This is a genomic window from Rhodococcus sp. WWJCD1 (assembly GCF_002258735.1).
Taxonomy (GTDB): Bacteria; Actinomycetota; Actinomycetes; order Mycobacteriales; family Mycobacteriaceae; genus Rhodococcoides.
Map to the genome: position 1 here is coordinate 108670 of NZ_NOXY01000025.1, position 18859 is coordinate 127528.

An 18859-nucleotide genomic window follows, 5' to 3' on the forward strand; every position below is an offset into this window, starting at 1 on the left:
CACGAGCATCGCGGCCCGCCATCAGCCGAAGGCGATGCGAAGCCCGACGCTCGCCGTGGCCCCACCGGCGCTGAGGATGAAGTTGTGCCGTCCTTCGTCGCGAAACACCATCTGCATCGGCAGGAACCAGAACCGATTCTCGCCGGTGAAGCCGGCACCGGGGATCTGGAGGCCGCGTTGATTGACGATGTGTTCGCCTTTCGAGTCGAGCACTTCGAGCGTCGCGGGGAAGTCCTTGCCGATGTCGTCGGGCCCGGTCTGTAGGAGCGCGACCAGTCGGCATTCGAGCATGCGGGTGTCGCGCGGGACCGTGCAGGAATCCCAGACACCGCCGAGAATGTCGAGCATGTCGTTGGAGGCTCGCGCGTACTCGGCGAAGAACAACCCGGTGATGATCATCGGCTTCGCCTACCTCCTTCGATCGACACTGGTTTCTGAGTGTTCGCGACACACGGGGTCAACAGTCGCGTCCACAACCCTAAGCGGTGGGTTCGTGTTCGGCTGCGCTGCTCATGCCTCTTCGCCGATGTCTTCGAGCCACAGGCCCGGTCGCTCTGCCAACATGCGTTCCATCAGCCGCACACATTCAGCGTCGTCGAGGACGTCGACCTGAACCCCATGTTCGCGTAGCAAGCTTTCCGATGCCTCGAACGAGCGGTTCTCGCCGACGACGATCCGAGGAATCTCGTACAGCAGAGCAGTTCCCGCGCACATGAAGCACGGAGACAAGGTGGTGTACAGGACAGAGCTGCGGTACACCGAAGCCGGCAGTCGACCCGCCCGCTCGATACAGTCGGTTTCTCCATGACGGATTGCGCTGTCCATCTGCACGCGGCGGTTCCGCCCCACAGCAAGAACTTCGCCGTCGTGGACAAGTGCCGCGCCGATCGGAACGCCGCCTTCAGCCCAGCCGATCTGTGCTTGCTCTGTTGCGAGTCCGAGGAAGTACTCATCGGTGCGTGCGGGATCGGTCACGGTTCCTCCTGGGAGTCTGCAAACTGTGAATGCAATCCGTGTCAGTCGAACAGATTGCCAAGGGGCGTGCAGCCTGTGGTCAACGCGGATCGAGCGGCGGCACAGGAATGCCAGATCGATTGTTCAGAGTGATCCTGCAGCCCAGCCCAGCGCATCCGCAATTGCGATAGCACCATCGAGTTGGACCGAGTCCTTACCGCCTTCGAGAGCTTCGACTGTCGATCGACCAACTTCTGCAAGCAATGCCAGTTCTGCTCGAGTGAGGCGCAATTGATGCCGACGAGCGACGAAGGATTCAGCCAGCTCACTCGAATGCAGTCGGGTTCGTCGTCGCGCGCTGGCCACATTTGCTCCTTGTGCTTGCAACTCTGCTTGCGGAACAGCAACTCCGCGTGGAATTCTCGGGAATGTACAGCCCACAGGTTGGACGACCACCTCCTGGGACAATGGTGATTCCGTCATCTATCCACTGGTGCGAAAGAACGTACGAAACAACGTGAGCCTGCAGGTTCGGTGCGAAGTCAAGCGCGGTCCGATCTGGGTAGCGGCCGGTTATCGAACAATCAGTCAGAGCATCTATCCCACCACCTTTCAGCAGACTATCCGGGTCGGTTGAAAATCCGGTTGAGTGAGATGGGTTCATTCGGAAGTGCCGGCTACCAGCCAGCGAGGTGGTAGCCGGTTTCCTGCTGCTGACCGATCTTGATGATCCGATATCCCGCGAACCATTGTGGTCTGACGGGTACCGAGCTGGCCAACGCGCCCCGCTGGTTCCCTGTGCGTCGACCCATAATCGACCAGGAAGATGTCTGTAGCACGAACTGTCGGCCAATGTCCGACGCGAAATGAATCTATCAGCCACCGGTGCGAGTTGCATCGATACTCCACGCCACCTCGCCGGGGCAATCGCCGACGTAGATCTTTTTGATCTCACCCGAAAGTCTCTGCGCTGGAGCAGCATTTGGATCGGGGTTGGTCAGGGACACTCGGATCGTTGTCTGTTGCTGACCCGATCCGTCGTCACAGGAGGCCGTTGCGTAGGTCGCTTCGGACGTCCATACTCCGTTCGACCACTCCAACATAGGCAGAACGTCGGTGGTCGAGTCGATCACGGATACGCAGCGGTCGCCGGTGCGTGTGCAGAAGCTCTGGTAGTTGCCCGTCGCCTGAACGGGCGAGTTGGAAAGCCCATTCGTCGCCGAGAGGGGACTCAGGTCGAAACTGTAGGTTCCCGACAACGCGGAGCCGGGCGAGTTCACAAGTGCAGGCACCGCTTCGGGCGGCGGGATGTTCAGCGCCGGGTCGAGTGGCCCGGTGCGTGTGAACGTGTATGTGGTGGTGAATTGCTTCGCGCACGGAGGACCGGCGTGTGTTATCGCGGTGCCTGCGATCAGCGAGCCGTCTTCGACTCCCTCCGATTGCTCGAATGCGGCCACTTGCCACGACGGTGCTGCCAGGGGTGCGCCGTCCTGGGTGGCGCAGGTGAGCCCCGACGATGGGACGTTCAGAGCCCACTTCCCGTCGATGTAGTCCAGCGCGATGGGCTGAGGAGGAGGCAGTGGAACGATCTTGGGGTAGGTGACCAATGCCGACGCAACACACGCGCCGGTTGCCTGAGGGCAATACGACTTGACCGCGAAGGTCGTCGTTCGGTACTCGGGTGCCATGGGTGTCAGGTCTGCCCGAACCTCTTGGACTTGCTCGAGCTCGTACGTTCCCTCGAACGCTGCCCCCGGATTCGGCACCGATGCAGCGGTCGGCGATGCCGAATCGGGAGCAGGCGACTGCTCCGAATCTGTACTCGCACAGCCGACCGCGAGCACGAGAACGACAACCGAGACGGCGATCCGAAACCCTGGTCGCATGTTCATGGCAGCGAGTCCTCACCGGTGGCTCCCCGCGTGGGTGTGGAGAGTGGAAGTCGCTATTGCACAGCTGACCAGGGCTCAAGGGTGGTTCGGCCGATAAGCCGTCATCGCGTAACCGACAAGACCTCCCCGCGTCCCAGGGTGATGGTCGCATCGGCGCGGCTCGCACTGACCGCGTCGTGTGTCGCGACCACGACGACTGCGCCCCGACCGACTTCCTCGTCGATCACACCGTCGATGATCTGTCGCGCCTCGGCATCGAGGCCGGTGGTGGGCTCGTCGAGCAGCACGAGTTCACCGCTCTCGACAAGCGCTTGAGCGAGTAGCGCGCGTTGACGTTGCCCGCCGGAGAGCGCCGACAATCGCCGAGAACGCAGTGCGGTCAGTCCCAGCCGATCGAGCGCATGCTCTACAGCTCGGCGATCATCAGCGGACGCACGCCCGAGCAGTCCGCGCCGAGGCCACGTGCCCATGGCGACGACCTCGCCGACGCTGAGAGCCATCCGGTCGTCGACCTCGCTGCGTTGCGGTACGTAGGTGACGCGTCGACTACCGGTATGCACTGAACCGGTCGATGGCACGACAATCCCGGCGAGAACTTGCAGCAGCGTCGACTTTCCGGAGCCGTTGTGTCCGACAAGAGTTGTGAGAGAACCGGGTTCGAAGTGTGCGCTCACGTTGTGCAGAGCGGTCGTGTTTCGGTACCGAACGGAGAGGGATTGCACGGCCACTGATTCGCTCACGATAATCATTATCGCATAGGGTCCGATCTTGTGGATTGGCTACTGGACCCCTTCGCTGTCTCGTTCGTGCAGCGCGCCCTGGTCGCGGGCATGCTCGTGTCGATTCTGTGCGCCCTCGTCGGTACCTGGGTTGTTCTGCGCGGCATGGCGTTTCTCAGTGAGGCGGTATCGCATGGCATGCTCCCCGGCGTTGCCGTCGCGTACCTTCTCAGTGCCAACCTCCTTGTCGGAGCCGCCATCAGTGCGGTCGCGATGATCGGGGGAGTGGCGTGGGTGACCCGCAATTCGCGGTTGTCCGAGGACACCGGAATCGGGTTGCTGTTCGTCGGAATGTTGGCCCTTGGGGTGGTGATCGTCTCGCGGGCGCGATCGTTCGCCACCGATCTCACGTCCTTCCTGTTCGGCGATGTGCTGTCCGCGACCTATGTCGACCTTGCCTTCCTGGTCGTGGCAACGGCAGTAGCGCTTGTAATCTCGGTGCTCGCGTATCGCCCGTTCGTTGCTCTGGTGTTCGACGAGCGCAAAGCTCACACGTTCGGGTTCCGGCCTCGCCTCGCGCACGTACTGCTGCTGGCCCTGGTGGTGTTGGCCGTTGTTGCCTCCTTCCGCATCGTGGGGACGTTGCTGGTGTTCGGGCTACTGGTAGCCCCGTCCGCCACCGCGTATCTGTTCGGTCGATCCATTGCCGTGTCGATGATTATCGCGACGCTCTTCGGATGGTCGGCCACGGCGATAGGCCTGCTGGTGTCCTGGAACGTCGACACCGCGGCCGGTGCGACCATCGCCGGCCTTGCAGTGCTGCAGTTCTTCGTCGTGGCCGCGGCTCTATCGGCTCGGGAGTCGATTCGGTCAATTGCCCCATGATGGTCTAACGTGAACGACAATCATTATCAATAACCCGTTGGGAGTTCGTGCGCGTGCGTAGAAGTGTTCTGACCCTCGGAGTGATCACACTGGTCGTCACCGGATGCAGCAGTGCCGACACCGCCGAGGACGCGCCCGTCGAGGCGACCGGTTCCGCTCAGCCGGGCAGCGACGTCGCGGCCGAGGCCGGCTCCGTCGAAGTGCAGGGTCCCGAGCCGAGGCTCGTTGTGGCCGATGCCGATTCCGGAAAGATCGACGTTCTCGATCTCGCTTCCGAAGAGACCGTACATTCGTTCGATGTCTCGAATGCATCGCGCCTGACGACGATCAACGGCCGCTACATCGTCGCGACCGACGACGACCGAGCACGTTTTCTCGACCCGGGATCGTGGACCATCGAGCACGGCGACCACTCGCACTCGTACACCAAGGATCCCGTCGATCTCGGTGCACTCGATGGAGAAAGCCCCGCCCATGTCATCGCGGGAGATCGTAAGGTTGCAGTCTTCTTCGACGGTGCCGGTACCGCGGACGTCGTCGATTTCGACTCCCTCGGTGCCGGTGACACGACCGTCGCAGCAACCGTCGACACCAATCCCCATCATGGCATCGCCGTCCCGTTGTCCGATCACCTCGTCGTCTCGACCGGCGGCACCCAGGACGATGTGCCCACCGGACTCGAGCTACGCGACTCCGCGGGCAATCCTGCTCGTGCGCTGGATGCCTCGTGCCCCGAGATGCACGGCGAGGCGGTGTTCTCGAGCTATTTCGTGGTGGCCTGCGCCGACGGAGTGGTCAAGGTGGACGCGACGAACGACGAGTTCTCCACCACGAAGTTCCCTTATCCGACCCCGGACGCTCGCGCGTTCACTTTCGCCGAAGGAACACGCGGCTCGTTGGTCGCGGCCCCGACCGAGACCGGTGTGCTGGTGCTCGACACCAGAACCGGCGAGTGGGTCCAGGCGCGCACCGCGGGTGAGTCACTCTCGACCGGGGTGTCGAGCGACGGCAAGACCATTCTCTCTCTGCAGGCCGACGGCACATTTCGAGTGTTCGACGCTGCCACCGGGGCCGAACTTTCCTCGACGCCGGTGCTGTCGGCACCGTACGCCGAGGCGAACCCCAAGCCTTCGCTGCACGTGGCGGGCACTCGCGCCTACGTCGCAGACCCGGCGGGGAGCGCCGTGATCGAAATCGACTATCGAGACAGCGGCCGCGTCGCGCGCACCTTCGACTTCGATTTCGTGCCCGCCTCGATCGGTGTGGTCGGATCATGAAAAGGGCTCTGCTGCTGGCGTTGCCGCTGCTTTTTCTGCTGAGTGCATGCGCCGATGCCGACACAACGGGACCGCCGACGATCGTGGTGACGACCAACATTCTGGGCGACATCACCTCGAACATCGTCGGGGATCAGGCCGAGGTGATGGTGCTCATGCCGGCGAACTCCGACCCGCATTCGTTCGAGATCTCGGCCTCGGACGCCGCCCGTGTCTCCCGAGCGGATCTTCTGATAGCCAACGGGCTGGGGTTGGAAGAAGGCATCGTGTCGACGATCGATGCGGCCCGCGCGGAGGGAATCCCGATTGTCGAGGCCGGCCCGGCCGCAGACCCGATTCCGTATGTGAGCGGGCAATCGTCGGGCGCGCAGGATCCGCACATCTGGACCGACCCGCAGCGGATGCGCGACGTGGTCGCCCTGATCCGAGACGCGATCACGACCAACATCGAGGGCGTGGACGTCGATTCTGCTGCGAGCGAATACGATTCGCGACTGGTCGAACTCGATGCCCGAATGACCGAGCAGTTCGATGCGATCGCTCCCGAGAAACGCAAGCTCGTGACCAATCATCACGTGTTCGGTTACCTGGCTGACCGCTACGACTTCGAGGTGGTGGGGGCGGTGATACCCAGCGGGACCACGCTTGCGTCACCCAGTGCGTCCGACCTCTCGGAGCTCGCCGACACCGTACGGGAAGCAGGCGTTCGGACTATCTTCGTCGACACCTCGCAACCGGATCGACTCGCGCAGGTGATGGCGTCGGAGGCGGGGGTCCGGATCGACGTCGTGTCGCTGTACACCGAATCGCTCGGAGACGAGAATTCCGAGGCTCCGACATACCTCGACATGATGGACTTCAATACTGCGGCAATCGCCTCCGGTCTGTCCTAGAGGCGAAAGGCGTTGTGACACATGCACTTGTACGCATCACGCTCTTTGACAATCGTTTGCAAAAACCTGTACTTCTTTGGGTCATGAAGAACTATCGCACTCAACGAACTGTCGGCGCAGTCATCGCGTTGGGCACCTCGGTGGCCCTACTTGCGGCCTGCTCGTCGGACTCGGCCCCCGAAGCGGAGTCCACCACCACCGCCGAAACCGCAGCAGCGCAGAGCGTCTCCGACGCGACGCCGCGTATTGCCACCAGCTACGACGGCGGCGTAATGATTCTCGACGCCCAGACTCTGGAGACTGTCGAGGACATCAGCGGCATCGAGGGCTTCACTCGTCTCAACCCGGCCGGAGACGGTCGTCATGTGTTCGTCAGCGGCTCAGGCGCATTCACGGCGCTCGACGCCGGCACCTGGACCGACGGCTCGGAGCACTACACCTCGACCCCCGCCATGACCGACATCGCGTTCGATGCCACGACCCCGGGTCACGTCGTTCGTCACGACGGTAAGACCGTCCTGTTCGACGACGGCACCGGCAAGGTCGAGGTGTTCGATTCCGCTGCACTGCTCACGGGTAGCAAGCCCGAGACCGAGTCCTACACCACGCCCGAGGCACATCACGGCGTGGCCGTGGAACTTTCGGACGGATCGCTGTTGACGACAGTGGGCAACGAGGACGAGCGCACCGGCATCGTCGTTCTCGACGTCGACCGCAAGGAGATCGCTCGCAACGAAGAGTGCCCCGGCGTGCACGGCGAAGCCGTGGCCGCCGACGAGACCGTCGTCGTCGGCTGCGAGGACGGATTGCTGATCTACCGCAACGGTGCCATCACCAAGGTGCAGAGCCCGGATGCGTACGGCCGCATCGGCAATCAGGCCGGCGACGAGGAGTCACCCATCCTCCTCGGCGACTACAAGGTCGATCCCGATGCGGAACTCGAGCGACCCACCCGCGTGTCGCTGACGAACACGGTCACCGGAGAATTGTCGCTCGTCGACCTCGGCACCAGCTACACGTTCCGCTCCCTCGGGCGTGGTCCGGCCGGTGAGGCCATCGTCCTCGGTACCGACGGTGCGCTGCAGGTCATCGACGTGAACACCAAGGCCGTCACACGTACGATTCCGGTGGTCGAGGCGTGGGAAGAGCCCACCGAATGGCAGCAGCCACGTCCGGCTCTGTTCGTTCAGGACGGCACCGCCTACGTGTCCGAGCCTGCCGACAACGCCGTGCACGCCGTCGATCTGGCGACCGGAACCGTCACGGCCACGGGCGAACTCGCTCACACGCCCAACGAGCTTACCGGAGTGACCGGATAGTTCTCGACACAGTACAAGCCCGGTCACTGCTGACAATGCGCAGCGACCGGGCTTGTCGTGTTTCGCTACACCAGCTCGATGACGTCCAACGCCCCGTCGGCGTGCGAGCTTCGCAGCCTCTTCTTGTCGTATTTGCCGACGCTGGTTTTCGGGACCTCGTCGATGAAGGTCCAACGTTCAGGCAACTGCCAATGCGCGACGCGACTGTCGAGGAACTCCTTCAGTTCCTCGGCCGTCACCGACGCACCCTCGCGGACAACGACAGCCACCAGAGGCCGTTCGTCCCACTTGGCGTCCGGCACACCGATGACCGCGGCCTCACGAACAGCCGGATGTCCCATTACCTGGTTCTCGAGTTCCACCGACGAGATCCACTCGCCACCGGACTTGATGATGTCCTTCGAGCGATCGGTCAGCCGCAGGTAGCCGCCTTCGGAGATAGTGCCGACGTCACCGGTCCGCAGCCAGCCGTCGTCGAACTTGTCGTCCGCATCGGCGCGGTAGTAGCTGCCGGTGATCCACGGGCCACGCACTTCGAGTTCGCCGACGGTCTTGCCGTCCCACGGCAACACGTCGCCGGCATCGCCGACGAGTCGTGCTCGCACTCCGGCGACGAATCGTCCTTGTGTGCAACGCAAGTCGAACTCGTCCTCCGGGGACAGGCCGGCATCGGGCTTGCCGGAGGTGCCCAGTGGGGAGGTCTCGGTCATGCCCCATGCCTGCGAGATATGCACGCCGTACTTCTCGTGGAATGCCTTCATCAGACTCGGCGGGCACGCGGCACCGCCGACCACCACGTCACGCAGACTCGACAGATCGGCTGGGTGCTCGTCCAGGTGAGCGAGCAGGGCCTGCCAGATCGTCGGAACCGCGGCCGCCGCCGTCGGACGCAACGTCGACATCATCTCCGCCAACGGCGCCGGCTGCAAAAACCTGTCGGGCATGATCAGCGACGCACCGACCATCAGCGCTGCATAGGGCAAGCCCCACGACATCGCGTGGAACATCGGCACGATGGCCAAGACCTTGTCGGACTGCGCGATCGCCATCGCGTCGGTCATGCAGGCCTGCATCGAATGCAGGTAGATCGAGCGATGCGAGTACACGACCCCCTTGGGGTCGCCGGTGGTGCCCGAGGTGTAACACATTGCGGCAGCGGATCGTTCGTCGAGCTCGGGCCAGTCGAACTCCTCCGGCTGACCTGCCAGCAGGTCCTCGTAGCCCAGTACTTCGATGCCGTCGGGTGCAGTGACCTGCGCCGGGTCGACGCCGACCACGATGAGATGTCGAACGGTTTCGAACGTCGGCAGCAGGGGCGTCAACAGGGGGAGCAGGCTCGCGTCGGCGATGATCACCTGGTCCTCGGCATGATTGACGATGTAGGTGAGCTGCTCGGGGAAGAGTCGAATGTTCAGCGTGTGCAGCACCGCGCCCATGGCAGGAATCGCCATGTAGGCCTCCATGTGCGGGGCGTTGTTCCACATGAACGTGCCGACGCGCTGATCGTCGTCGATGCCGATCGACCGTAGACCGTGCGCCAGTTGCGCCGCCCGCCTGCCCAATTCCCCGAAGGTGACCGTGGTGGGGCCGCTGTCGGTCCAGGTGGTGATCTCGGCCGAGGAGTGAATGGACGTCCCGAATCGAACCAGCTGGCCGATGGACAGTGGGGTGTCCTGCATGGTGCTCTTCATCGATCTCGCTCCTGAAGTCTCGGCATACACGTCGTTGTGCTGCGCGTCACACCATGCACGATACGGACTTACTCGGACGCGTGGTCGCGGGTACCTCGGATTCGTGCGTCGACCTCGCGAACGGTGTCCCGATAGATCTCCGACGCGGGATCGATGACGGCGAAATGGCCACCCGGTCCCTCGACGTAGTCGACGGAATCCGGGCCGGCTGAAGCGGCGGCGTAGTACGCCCGACTGATCTCGAGCAGGTTGGGGTCGTCCGATACCGCACTCACCACCAGATGCGGGACACCGAGCGGGAGCCTCGAGATCGGAGACGACGCCTCGTACGTCTCCTGCGCTCCGGCGAATCGCGCACCGATCGCATTCGACACCGCGCCCTCGCCGAGCCAGCGCTCGTCGCCGACCCGCAGATCGAGCACACCGGCCAGGCTGACCGCAAGAGCAGGTGTCACGGGCTTTCTTACGGAATCGGCCGCGACTCGCAGTGCGAGCTGACCGCCTGCTGAATGGCCGAACAGAACAATTCGAGACAAGTCCAGATCACCGGGTGCCGTCTCCAGGGCAGCAACGGCTGATGCGACATCGCCGGTCATCGCATCCCACTCATGCTCGTCGGGGCGACGGTATTCGACGTTCCAGGTCGCGAAGCCGCGCTCCGTCAGATCGACGGCCATCGCGTCCATCAGATCGAACTCCCACCGCGAACGCCAATACCCACCGTGAATCAGCACGGCAACGGGAAAGGGGCCATCACCGACCGGCACGCGCAGTTCGCCGCGTTGCTCCGGGTGATCCCCGTACGACACGATCGTGCCGGGGTGGAAGCGGTGGAAATACACGCTGTCGATCGCGAAGCGCAGCCCGTCGAGTCCGCGGCCACGAATGTGAGTGCGAATTCCATCGGATCGATCCGGTGCGCACTGCCCGAGATCGACTCGAACGACACTGCTGTACGAGGACGTGTCGACGGGAATTCTGTCGCCGGGAACGACGACCACCTCATCGGATCCGGTTGCGGCGTCGACGATTCCGCCGGACAGCCCGCGTGCGTCGAGAGCCCTGGCCGCCAGTTCTTGCGCGGTGGCGAGATCGGCGAACACCCCGGGCGCGGCAATGATGTCGATGTGTTTCGAGACGTCGTTCATGGGTTTCACGCTACCCACCGGGCGTCGACCGAGCCCGAACGGCGAGTTCGGGCTCGGTCGAAGGACGCGAATCAGGCGTCGACGGCCTCGTTCAGCTCACGCAGACGGGGCAGTGCGCGGTTGGTGAGCAGGTCCTCGCGGGTCTCGGCGGAGACAGCCATGCTGTCCTTCCACAGCGAGCGGCCTGCCATTGCTCCGCGGGCACCGTTGGCGACGGCGATGCGGACCTGCTCGATGAACGTCTCGTGATCGACACCTGCCGAGAGCACGGCCCACGGAACACCCTGTGCCGCTTCGGTCACCGCAGCGCAGGCCTCGGCCGAACCGGGGTACGGGAGCTTGAGTACCTTGGCACCGCACTCGACCGAGATGCGGGTGGAGTCGGCGATGATCTTGCCGAAGCCGGCCTTGTAATCCTCGTCCGACTCGCCCTCGAGCTGGTAGGTCAGGATCTCGACGATGAGCAGCAGACCCTCGGCGGAACATGCCTTGACGAGATCCCGGATCTCCTCGGCAACACGGGAATCGACGCCCTGCTGCTCAGGGCGCATGTAGAACAGCATCTTGGCGACGTCGCCGCCGAGGTCACGCACGACGCGCGGAGTGACACCGTCGACGAAGCGGGTGTACCGCAAACCGTCGGTCTCCTCGAAGCCCGACGCATCCATGCCGACCACCAAAGCGGTGTTGCGCGAGAGCACACCGTCGTCGACGATCTTCGGCAGTGCCACCTCCGGGTCCAGCAGGATCGCCGGTGCGTGATTGCCGAGGTAGCGAACCAGATCGGCCTTGGCCTCGGCGAGCTGATCGACGGTGATCGAGCCCGGTCCGTCGGTGGCGTCCTTCATGACGGCCTTCATGCCGTTGCGCTGATCTCCGGCGACGATGAGCATGTTGCCGTCTGCGGTGGAGATGGCAGCCATTCCGCGACGTTCGAGGGTGGTGAGTTCGTTCATCTTCTTCTCCTGGTGGGTGTTGGGGTCGAGCGCAAGTGAGACAACGTTGTCTCACTGCAGAAATGTGGGCTCAGATTTCTATGAGCGTCAGTAGGCGGGCAGCGAACAGTGCTGCACCGTAGGCGGTGTCCTGCGAGCGGGTCGAGACCGAGACGCCGGGCAACACCTGAGCTCGTGCGTCACGCACGCTGGCCATCCCGGCCCAGCCGCCGGTGAGCAACGTCGTGCTGGCGGGCGGCACCTCGGCGTCCAGTGCCTCGATGAGTCGAGCCACTTCGTCGTTGCCGTGCAACAGAATCGAACGGAACAGCTCGGCCGCATCGATTCCGTCGGTGCGGACCGTGATGGACAGAACTCCGTCGTCGTTGCGGGCACCCGCGATGTCGAGACCGCCGTCGGTGAACGGCCCACCCGCAGGCAGAGCGCACACTCGCTGATCCAGCAGATCGCGTCCGGCTCGATCGTTGATGTCGCAGAGCTGCAATGCCCGTCGCATCAGCAAACCGGTCTTGACTCCGGCAACGAGTACGTGTTGGCCCGGCACCACGTGGCGGACCGAATTGATGAGATGCTCGGCGAGTCTGCTCCGCGCGGCCGTGGTCAACGGAGCGTCGAGTACCCGCAGCAGAACCTCGGCGGTGCCCATCGACACGTGGTACCGGTCGTGAGGGATGGCCCCGCCGGATACTGCGGAGACGAGATGGTCGTGACCGGCCACGGTCAACCGAGCGCCGGCGATCGTCTCGGGAAGTGTTGGTGCGTCGGCAGTTCCGAGATCTGTTCCGGCGTCGACCAAGGGCGGAATGAAATCGGCTCCGACGCCCAAGTGCGCCAACATCTCCGACCAGGGTTCGCCGCTATCCTGATCGAGTAGTCCGGTGCGCGAACTCAGCGAGTAATCGGCCACGGCGCGGCCGCCGAGGGACAGTACGACGAACTCCGGCAGGTTGAACCAGCGAAGCCCGTTCAAGCTCAGTCCGTTGTCGCGAAGGTGTGCGATCTTGACGACGGAGACCTGCACGCCGACGGGAAGGCCCGTCTTGCCGGCGAACTGATCGCGCAATTCGGCCGGCAGGTTGTCGACCTGCTGCTGACCGCGAGGATCGAACCAGGCGAAGGCCGGCGCGCGGACAACGTTGTCTTTATCGAGAAGGAAGCCCGTTTCGCCCATCCCGGACACTGCGATGGCGTCGATGCGGGCGGCCGCATCGCCGGTGACGTCGGGCAGCCGACGCGCGACGGCGTCGAGCAACTGCCCGATGGTGGTCAGCAAGTCCTCGGCGGCAAGGTCGGTGGTTCCGCCCGGGCCGTGCCGCCACGGTGTGGGACTCTGCTCGATGAGCAGCTCGGTGCCGGCATCGTCGGTGACGAGCACCTTGACGCCGGTGCTCCCGAGGTCCAGTCCCGCAACAAGTCTGGGGTTCACGGAGTTGGTCTCATTTCTGTACGGGTAGGGGGAGGGCATGCGAGAGTCTTTCCACCAGCGTGGTGGGCGCGACCTGTTGCTCCGGTTCGAGATACGGATCGTCGAACCGCTGAACCAGGCGATCGAAGGCGAGTGTGCCGATGCGATACGGGTCTTGGTCTATGCAGGTCACCGACGGGCTGACGGCGTCGGCGAGCGAGAAGTTACCGAACGAGACCATCGCCACGTCGGTGCGGTCGATTTCGTGCAGCACCGACACCACGGCCGTGGCATGTCGTGCATTGGCGACGAAGAAGGCGGTCGGCGGATTGCGCAGTGCCAGTAGCTTCTTGACGACGGGACGCACCGAATCCGCGGCATGCGACACCGGAGGAGCGAGAGCGGCCTCGGGCTTCTGTCCGATGTCCGCGAGCACGTCGAGGTACGCCTGCCGGCGCAGCTGGGCGGTCTGCAGTCGATCGTCGAAGCCGAGCAACGCAATTCGGGTGTGCCCGCTTGCCACCAACTTCTCGACGGCGCGCTTGGCGGCACCGTAATCGTCCACGATGACCGAATCGAATCCCGCGATCGAACGGTCGATGGACACCGTGGGAAGTGTTCGACGACGCGGCACGAGGAAATCGCTGTGATCGCCTACCGGCGCAAGGATGATCCCTCGCACATGTTGCCCGGCAAGCAGGGCCAGCTGATCCCGCTCGCGCTGGGCGTCGAACCCGGTGCTGCCGACGATCACTGCGAGACCGTGCTCGAGCGCGCGATCCTCCACGGCACTGACCAGGGATGCGAAGAAGACGTCGTCGATGGAGTCGACGATGATGCCGATCGTGTTGCCGGACCCCGATTTCAGCGATCGAGCAGCAGAATTGGGAACGTAGTTGAGCGTCTGGACCGCGGCCTCGACGCGCTCACGCAGCTCCGGCAAGACCGTATCCACGCCGTTGACGACGCGTGAGACGGTCTTGAAGCTGACGCCTGCCAATGCGGCGACGTCTTTGATGCTTGCGCGCTCGGTCACGTGAACTCTCGATCGGAGGAGTGTGCTCGCGGTATCAACTGTGCGAGACAACGTTGTCTTGTATGATTCCCCCTATGACTCATGTCTGTCAAGACGTCTCCGTGATCGATCGCGAACGGCTGCCGGTTCTGGTGGTTGCCGGTGCTGCGGGAAGTGGCAAGACGACTCTCGGTAGAGAGCTGGCGAGACGTTTCGGCACTGCTCTGCTCGACTTGGACACGCTCACCAATCCGCTTCTCGACGAACTGGATTCGTTGCTGGACGGCCCTCACTGGAACAGTGCGGGCCCGTACTCGGAACGCATCCGAGTCGGCCGATACGCCGTACTGCTCGCTGCTGCGCGGGACCTCGTGGAGATCGGTCAGCGCCCCGTTCTGGTCGCACCCTTCACCCGCGAATTGACTGCCGGCGCGGAGTGGGAACGACTGGTCTCGCACGTAGCCCCCGCTGCATCGTTGGTCGTGCACGTCGACGGGTCACCGGAGCTGTTGGCGCGCAGGCGCGCTGCGCGTGGGGCGGAGCGTGATGCCCATCGGCCGGTGGACGCCCCGGCGGCCAAGCCGCTGGTTCCCCATCTGCGGGTCGATGCCGAACTGTCGACCCCACTGCAGGTCGATCTGGTTGCGCACGCGCTCGAGGATCAGTCGCAGCGGTGATCTGTTCCAGGAGTGCAGGATTGGCGCTCGATCAGCTCGACGCCGAGGATGTTGCGGCGCTTGTAGCGCTTGCTCGGATTCTCGATCCGTCCCAGTAGTCGCTCGATGGCCAACCGGCCGAGGCGAGCGGGATTCTGATCGATCACCGTCACCGGTGGCATCACTGCATCGGCAAGGGGAAAATCGCCGAATCCGACGAACGCCAGATGCAGCAGATTCATCTGCTGCAGAACAGGTACGCACGCCATCGCAACTCGCGCGTTGGACAGAAACAATGCGGTAGGCGGACTTTCGAGTGCAGTCAGGTCGGTCAGCGCCACCCGGGCATCCTCGCGGTCCAACACACCCAGAGCGACCAGAGTGTCGTCGAAGTCGATTCCGCGCGCCTGCAACGACTCCCGATACCCCTCGAGCCGGTTTCGGCTGGTCGGGATGCCGGCACTGTCGCCGATGACTGCGATGCGGGTGTGTCCCAGATCGAGGAGGTGGTCGGTGGCCAACACCGCCCCGCCGTGGTCGTCGTCGACGAAGCTGTCTGCTTTGAGTCCGTCGGGAGCCCGATCGACGAACACCGTGGGGGTCTTGTCGATCCACCGCTCCAGGTAGGAGTGGTGTGCACCGGTCGGCGCGATGATCAAGCCGCTCAGCTGTCTACGCAGCAGCGACTCCACCAGAGCCTGCTCCTGATCGCCGTCGTGACCGAGGCTGGTGACCAGAACGGCCATGTCGTCCTGTCGCGCTCGTTCCTCCACGGCGCGTGCAATGGAAGAGAAGAACGGATCGTCGATATCAGGGACGGCGACTCCGATGGCTGCCGCCTGACCGTTGCGGAACGACGTGGCCATCGTATTGGGCACGTAGTTCAGCGAATTCAAGGCCTCGGTGACGCGGGCACGGGTATCGGGGTCGACGTGAGGGTCGTTGTTGTACACCCGTGAGACGGTCTTGGCGCTGACCTTGGCCAGTGCGGCGACGTCTTGCATGGTGGTCATGATCTACGCCCGTCTGCTCGTCATCGTCTCGTCAGCGACTGGTGTAGCCGCCATCGACTGGCAACGACACTCCGGTCACCATGGAAGCATCATCGCTCAGCAGGAAGGCAATCGGCGCGGCAATCTCGTCTTCGGTGGCCCACCTTCCCAGCGGCATCTGAGCCAGGAACGGCTCCTCGATCTCGGGGCGACCCCAGTAGAACGCAGACATCTCGGTCATCACCACCGTCGGGTTGACGCCGTTGACTCGAATCCCGTGTCGGCCGAGCTCGAGTGCGGAGACGCGAGTGATGTTGTCCAGGGCCGCTTTCGAGGAGCCGTACGAGATATGGCCGGTGAGGGCGACCAGGCTGGCTTGACTCGAGACGTTGACGATGGCACCGGCACCCGCGGCGATCATGGCCGGGACGGTGTATTTGATGACCAACAGTGCGCCGCGCGCATTGATGGCGATGACCTTGTCGAAGATCGAGATGTCGGTGTCCTGAGGTGTGGCGATCTCGCCGCCGAATCCTGCGCAGTTCACCACGCCGTACAGCTCGAGGCCTTCGACAGCCTCGCGGACGCTGTCCTCGGAGGTCAGATCGAAGGCCAGGGGGGTTGCGCCGGTCTCGTCGGCCAGCTTGTCCAGCGCATCCACCGATTGGCCCGCCGCGACGACGTCGGCACCGTCGGCCACCAACCGACGCACTGTCGCCGAGCCGATGCCTCCGCTGGCACCTGTCACCAAGATCTTCCGGCCGTCGAACTTCGCCATGGGGTCTACCTTCACTGTCTCCGAATGGTCATGTCATCGATGTCATCGGCTCCGTGAAGCTCGTATATGTCATCGGTGTCATGGACGGTACCTCAGCCCGCTTGCGTGAGCGTCGAAAACGGCAAGATTGCGTATCGGCGCAGTTCAGAGACGGTACCTTCCGGTCCGATATCGGCTTCTCGCAGGCGCTGTTCGGGAGGTGTCGCCCGTGTCCATGTCACCGGTGACATGAATTTTTGCGAAACGCGTGACAATGCGAGTTGTGTGGGTCACACTCGTTAACACAGCGAGCCCCGAAGGGAGCTCGACCTGCTTCGCAGACCACGTCCTCGGACCGTACTGCGAGCGCCGGTGGGGGTGTCCATCCCGCACTCGAAGCTTTCTCGATTCGACCTAGGAGTATCCATGGCCAGCGTTGCACCTGTTGCGACACCGATCCTCGAAGCGAGGGGATTGTCGAGGAGTTTCGGAAACGTGCGCGCCCTCGACGATGCCGACTTCGACATCTACCCGGGTGAGGTCGTCGCCCTCATCGGCGACAACGGCGCAGGCAAGTCGACGATGGTCAAGGCGCTCTCGGGCAGCCTGGCCGTCGACACCGGCGAGATCCTGTTCGACGGCACCGCGGTCGATCTCGACAGTCCAACCGTTGCAGCAGAACTCGGCATCGAGACGGTGTTCCAGGATCTTGCTCTCGCGCCGCACCTCAACGCGCAGCAGAACATGTTTCTCGGACGCGAACTGCCGGCAAAGGGGCTGCTCGGCCATCTCGGTTTTCTCGACGTCTCCACGATGCGCAAGCAGTCGCAGGACGCGTTGAACGAACTCGGTGCCACCGTGCGTAGCCTGACCGTCCCGGTCGGAGCGATGTCGGGTGGGCAGCAACAAGCCATTGCCATCGCGCGAGCCGTCGCCTGGGCCAAGGGCGTCGTCTTTCTCGACGAGCCGACAGCAGCGCTCGGAGTCGTCCAGACCCGCAACGTGCTCGACACCATTCGCCGCGTGGCGGACAGGGGAGTGGCCGTGGTGTTCATCAGCCACTCCATGCCGCACGTGATGGAAGTTGCGGACCGGGTTCAGGTGCTGCGAATGGGCAAGCGCGTGGCCACCCTCGACGCCAAGAACACGACCATGGAAGAACTCGTCGGCGCGATGACCGGCGCAACCACCGGAGCCACACGATGACCAACCAGACCATCAGCCCCTCGCTCGAGCCGATGCCGCCCGGCGACAAGCCGTCTCGCCACTCCTTCGATCTCGTCGAAGCGCTCGGTAAGTTGGCCCGGGTTCAGGTGTTCCAGATCGTGCTCGTCTTGGCCGCGATCTGCCTCGTGTTCTCGATCATGGCTCCCGGCAGCTTCCCCGAGTGGGGCAACATCCGCCAGATCATCCAGAACGTATCCATCCTGGCCGTTCTCGGCATCGGCATGACCTTCGTCATCGTCACCAGCGGTATCGATCTCTCGGTCGGCTCCGTTCTCGTCTTCTCCGGCGTCGTCTCGGCCAAGACCATGGCCGCGATCGGGGGCGACGGATGGGGAGTTGCCGCTGTCGGAATCGTGGTGGCACTGGGGTGTGGCCTCTGCTGGGGATTGCTCAACGGTTTCCTGATCGGTAAGGCCAACGTGCCTCCGCTGATCGTGACTCTCGGGACCCTGGGTGGCGCTCTCGGGCTCTCGCAGGTCATCACCGGAGGTGTCGACATCCGCGACGTGCCACCGGTTCTGGTCGATACCATCGGCTACGGAAATTTTCCGGCCACCACCATTCCGTTGATCTCGAGCATCGCTCTGGTGTTGGTCGTCATCTTCGGAATCGTGCTGCATCGCACCAAGTTCGGCCTCTACACCTTCGCCGTCGGCTCCAAAGAGCAGTCTGCGCGACGCGTCGGCATCAAGGTGGACATGCACCTGGTCAAGGTCTACGCACTCTCCGGTACTCTCGCCGGGCTCGCGGGCATTCTGTCTCTGTCCCAGTACGGCACCACCGCCATCGCCGGTCAGTCGCAGACCAACCTCAATGTCATTGCGGCAGTGGTCATCGGCGGAACGAGCCTCTTCGGCGGCATCGGAACCATGTTCGGCACCGTCGTCGGACTCTTCATCCCAGCCGTGCTGCAGAACGGTTTTGTCATCGTCGGAGTCCAGCCGTTCTGGCAGCAGGTCGCCGTCGGTGCTGTCCTCATCGCAGCGGTCTACTTCGATCAGCGTCGACGCGACGCGGCGAGCCGAGGTCAATCGCCCAGCTCCCTCAAGAAACTCTGGTCCCGAAGTCCCTAG

Annotated in this window: 18 protein-coding genes; 7 read left to right on the plus strand and 11 right to left on the minus strand. The window is 63.6% G+C overall.

The genetic code is table 11. The features are described from left to right. Positions 1 to 21: 21 nt before the first annotated feature. The 4 genes from CH286_RS17740 to aztA all read right to left on the minus strand — a co-directional run bounded on the left by CH286_RS17740 (position 22) and on the right by aztA (position 3595). The gene (locus CH286_RS17740) at positions 22 to 399 is read right to left on the minus strand and encodes a DUF6941 family protein (RefSeq protein WP_094609966.1); all 378 of its coding nucleotides are present in this window, start codon (positions 397 to 399) and stop codon (positions 22 to 24) included. A 111-nt stretch (positions 400 to 510) separates the two neighbouring features. Then, positions 511 to 975 (minus strand): nucleoside deaminase, encoded by a 465-nt coding sequence (locus tag CH286_RS17745; protein ID WP_032402643.1) that lies wholly within the window; start codon positions 973 to 975, stop codon positions 511 to 513. 854 nt (positions 976 to 1829) lie between these two features. Next, positions 1830 to 2846, minus strand: coding sequence for a hypothetical protein (locus CH286_RS17755; protein ID WP_094609967.1), 1017 nt, complete (start codon positions 2844 to 2846; stop codon positions 1830 to 1832). A 101-nt stretch (positions 2847 to 2947) separates the two neighbouring features. Further along, positions 2948 to 3595 (minus strand): zinc ABC transporter ATP-binding protein AztA, encoded by a 648-nt coding sequence (gene aztA, locus CH286_RS17760; protein ID WP_094609968.1) that lies wholly within the window; start codon positions 3593 to 3595, stop codon positions 2948 to 2950. A gap of 21 nt (positions 3596 to 3616) precedes the next feature. Between aztA and aztB the strand changes: the two genes are divergently transcribed. From aztB to aztD, 4 genes are all read left to right on the plus strand, one after another. Next, positions 3617 to 4450 carry a zinc ABC transporter permease AztB gene (aztB, locus tag CH286_RS17765; protein ID WP_094609969.1) on the plus strand — a complete coding sequence of 278 codons (834 nt, stop codon included), beginning with the start codon at positions 3617 to 3619 and terminating at the stop codon, positions 4448 to 4450. 53 nt (positions 4451 to 4503) lie between these two features. Beyond that, positions 4504 to 5727, plus strand: coding sequence for a PQQ-binding-like beta-propeller repeat protein (locus CH286_RS17770; RefSeq protein ID WP_255182701.1), 1224 nt, complete (start codon positions 4504 to 4506; stop codon positions 5725 to 5727). Beyond that, entirely contained in the window at positions 5724 to 6620 is an 897-nt protein-coding gene (gene aztC, locus CH286_RS17775) for a zinc ABC transporter substrate-binding protein AztC (protein WP_094609970.1), read from the plus strand. Before CH286_RS17770 ends, aztC begins: the two co-directional genes overlap by 4 nt. Before the next feature lie 83 nt (positions 6621 to 6703). Further along, positions 6704 to 7939, plus strand: a complete 1236-nt coding sequence (gene aztD / locus CH286_RS17780; protein WP_094609971.1) for a zinc metallochaperone AztD — start codon at positions 6704 to 6706, stop codon at positions 7937 to 7939. Positions 7940 to 8004: 65 nt separating this feature from the next. Here aztD and CH286_RS17785 read toward each other — a convergent pair whose 3' ends face one another. The 5 genes from CH286_RS17785 to CH286_RS17805 all read right to left on the minus strand — a co-directional run bounded on the left by CH286_RS17785 (position 8005) and on the right by CH286_RS17805 (position 14175). After that, on the minus strand, positions 8005 to 9630 hold the full coding sequence (locus tag CH286_RS17785) for a long-chain fatty acid--CoA ligase (RefSeq protein ID WP_094609972.1): 1626 nt from the start codon (positions 9628 to 9630) through the stop codon (positions 8005 to 8007). A gap of 68 nt (positions 9631 to 9698) precedes the next feature. Continuing rightward, on the minus strand, positions 9699 to 10778 hold the full coding sequence (locus tag CH286_RS17790; protein ID WP_094609973.1) for an alpha/beta hydrolase: 1080 nt from the start codon (positions 10776 to 10778) through the stop codon (positions 9699 to 9701). Positions 10779 to 10849: 71 nt separating this feature from the next. Beyond that, positions 10850 to 11734 (minus strand): tagatose-bisphosphate aldolase, encoded by an 885-nt coding sequence (locus CH286_RS17795; RefSeq protein WP_032402652.1) that lies wholly within the window; start codon positions 11732 to 11734, stop codon positions 10850 to 10852. Positions 11735 to 11804: 70 nt separating this feature from the next. Beyond that, positions 11805 to 13160 carry an FGGY-family carbohydrate kinase gene (locus CH286_RS17800; protein ID WP_217902937.1) on the minus strand — a complete coding sequence of 452 codons (1356 nt, stop codon included), beginning with the start codon at positions 13158 to 13160 and terminating at the stop codon, positions 11805 to 11807. Between the two features lie 10 nt (positions 13161 to 13170). After that, positions 13171 to 14175, minus strand: a complete 1005-nt coding sequence (locus CH286_RS17805; RefSeq protein ID WP_176458279.1) for a LacI family DNA-binding transcriptional regulator — start codon at positions 14173 to 14175, stop codon at positions 13171 to 13173. Positions 14176 to 14249: 74 nt separating this feature from the next. Here CH286_RS17805 and CH286_RS17810 point away from each other — a divergent pair, with 74 nt between their 5' ends. Further along, positions 14250 to 14831 (plus strand): AAA family ATPase, encoded by a 582-nt coding sequence (locus CH286_RS17810; RefSeq protein ID WP_176458280.1) that lies wholly within the window; start codon positions 14250 to 14252, stop codon positions 14829 to 14831. On the opposite strand, the gene CH286_RS17815 is transcribed toward CH286_RS17810, so the two are convergent. Further along, positions 14816 to 15823 carry a LacI family DNA-binding transcriptional regulator gene (locus CH286_RS17815; RefSeq protein WP_037148367.1) on the minus strand — a complete coding sequence of 336 codons (1008 nt, stop codon included), beginning with the start codon at positions 15821 to 15823 and terminating at the stop codon, positions 14816 to 14818. The two genes, CH286_RS17810 and CH286_RS17815, sit on opposite strands and share 16 nt — an antisense overlap. A gap of 31 nt (positions 15824 to 15854) precedes the next feature. Further along, a complete protein-coding gene (locus CH286_RS17820) occupies positions 15855 to 16580 on the minus strand; it encodes an SDR family oxidoreductase (protein WP_032402720.1) in 726 nt (241 codons plus the stop codon). A gap of 405 nt (positions 16581 to 16985) precedes the next feature. Between CH286_RS17820 and CH286_RS17825 the strand changes: the two genes are divergently transcribed. Further along, the gene (locus CH286_RS17825) at positions 16986 to 17765 is read left to right on the plus strand and encodes an ATP-binding cassette domain-containing protein (protein ID WP_037148364.1); all 780 of its coding nucleotides are present in this window, start codon (positions 16986 to 16988) and stop codon (positions 17763 to 17765) included. Further along, positions 17762 to 18859, plus strand: coding sequence for an ABC transporter permease (locus tag CH286_RS17830; RefSeq protein ID WP_080730678.1), 1098 nt, complete (start codon positions 17762 to 17764; stop codon positions 18857 to 18859). Before CH286_RS17825 ends, CH286_RS17830 begins: the two co-directional genes overlap by 4 nt.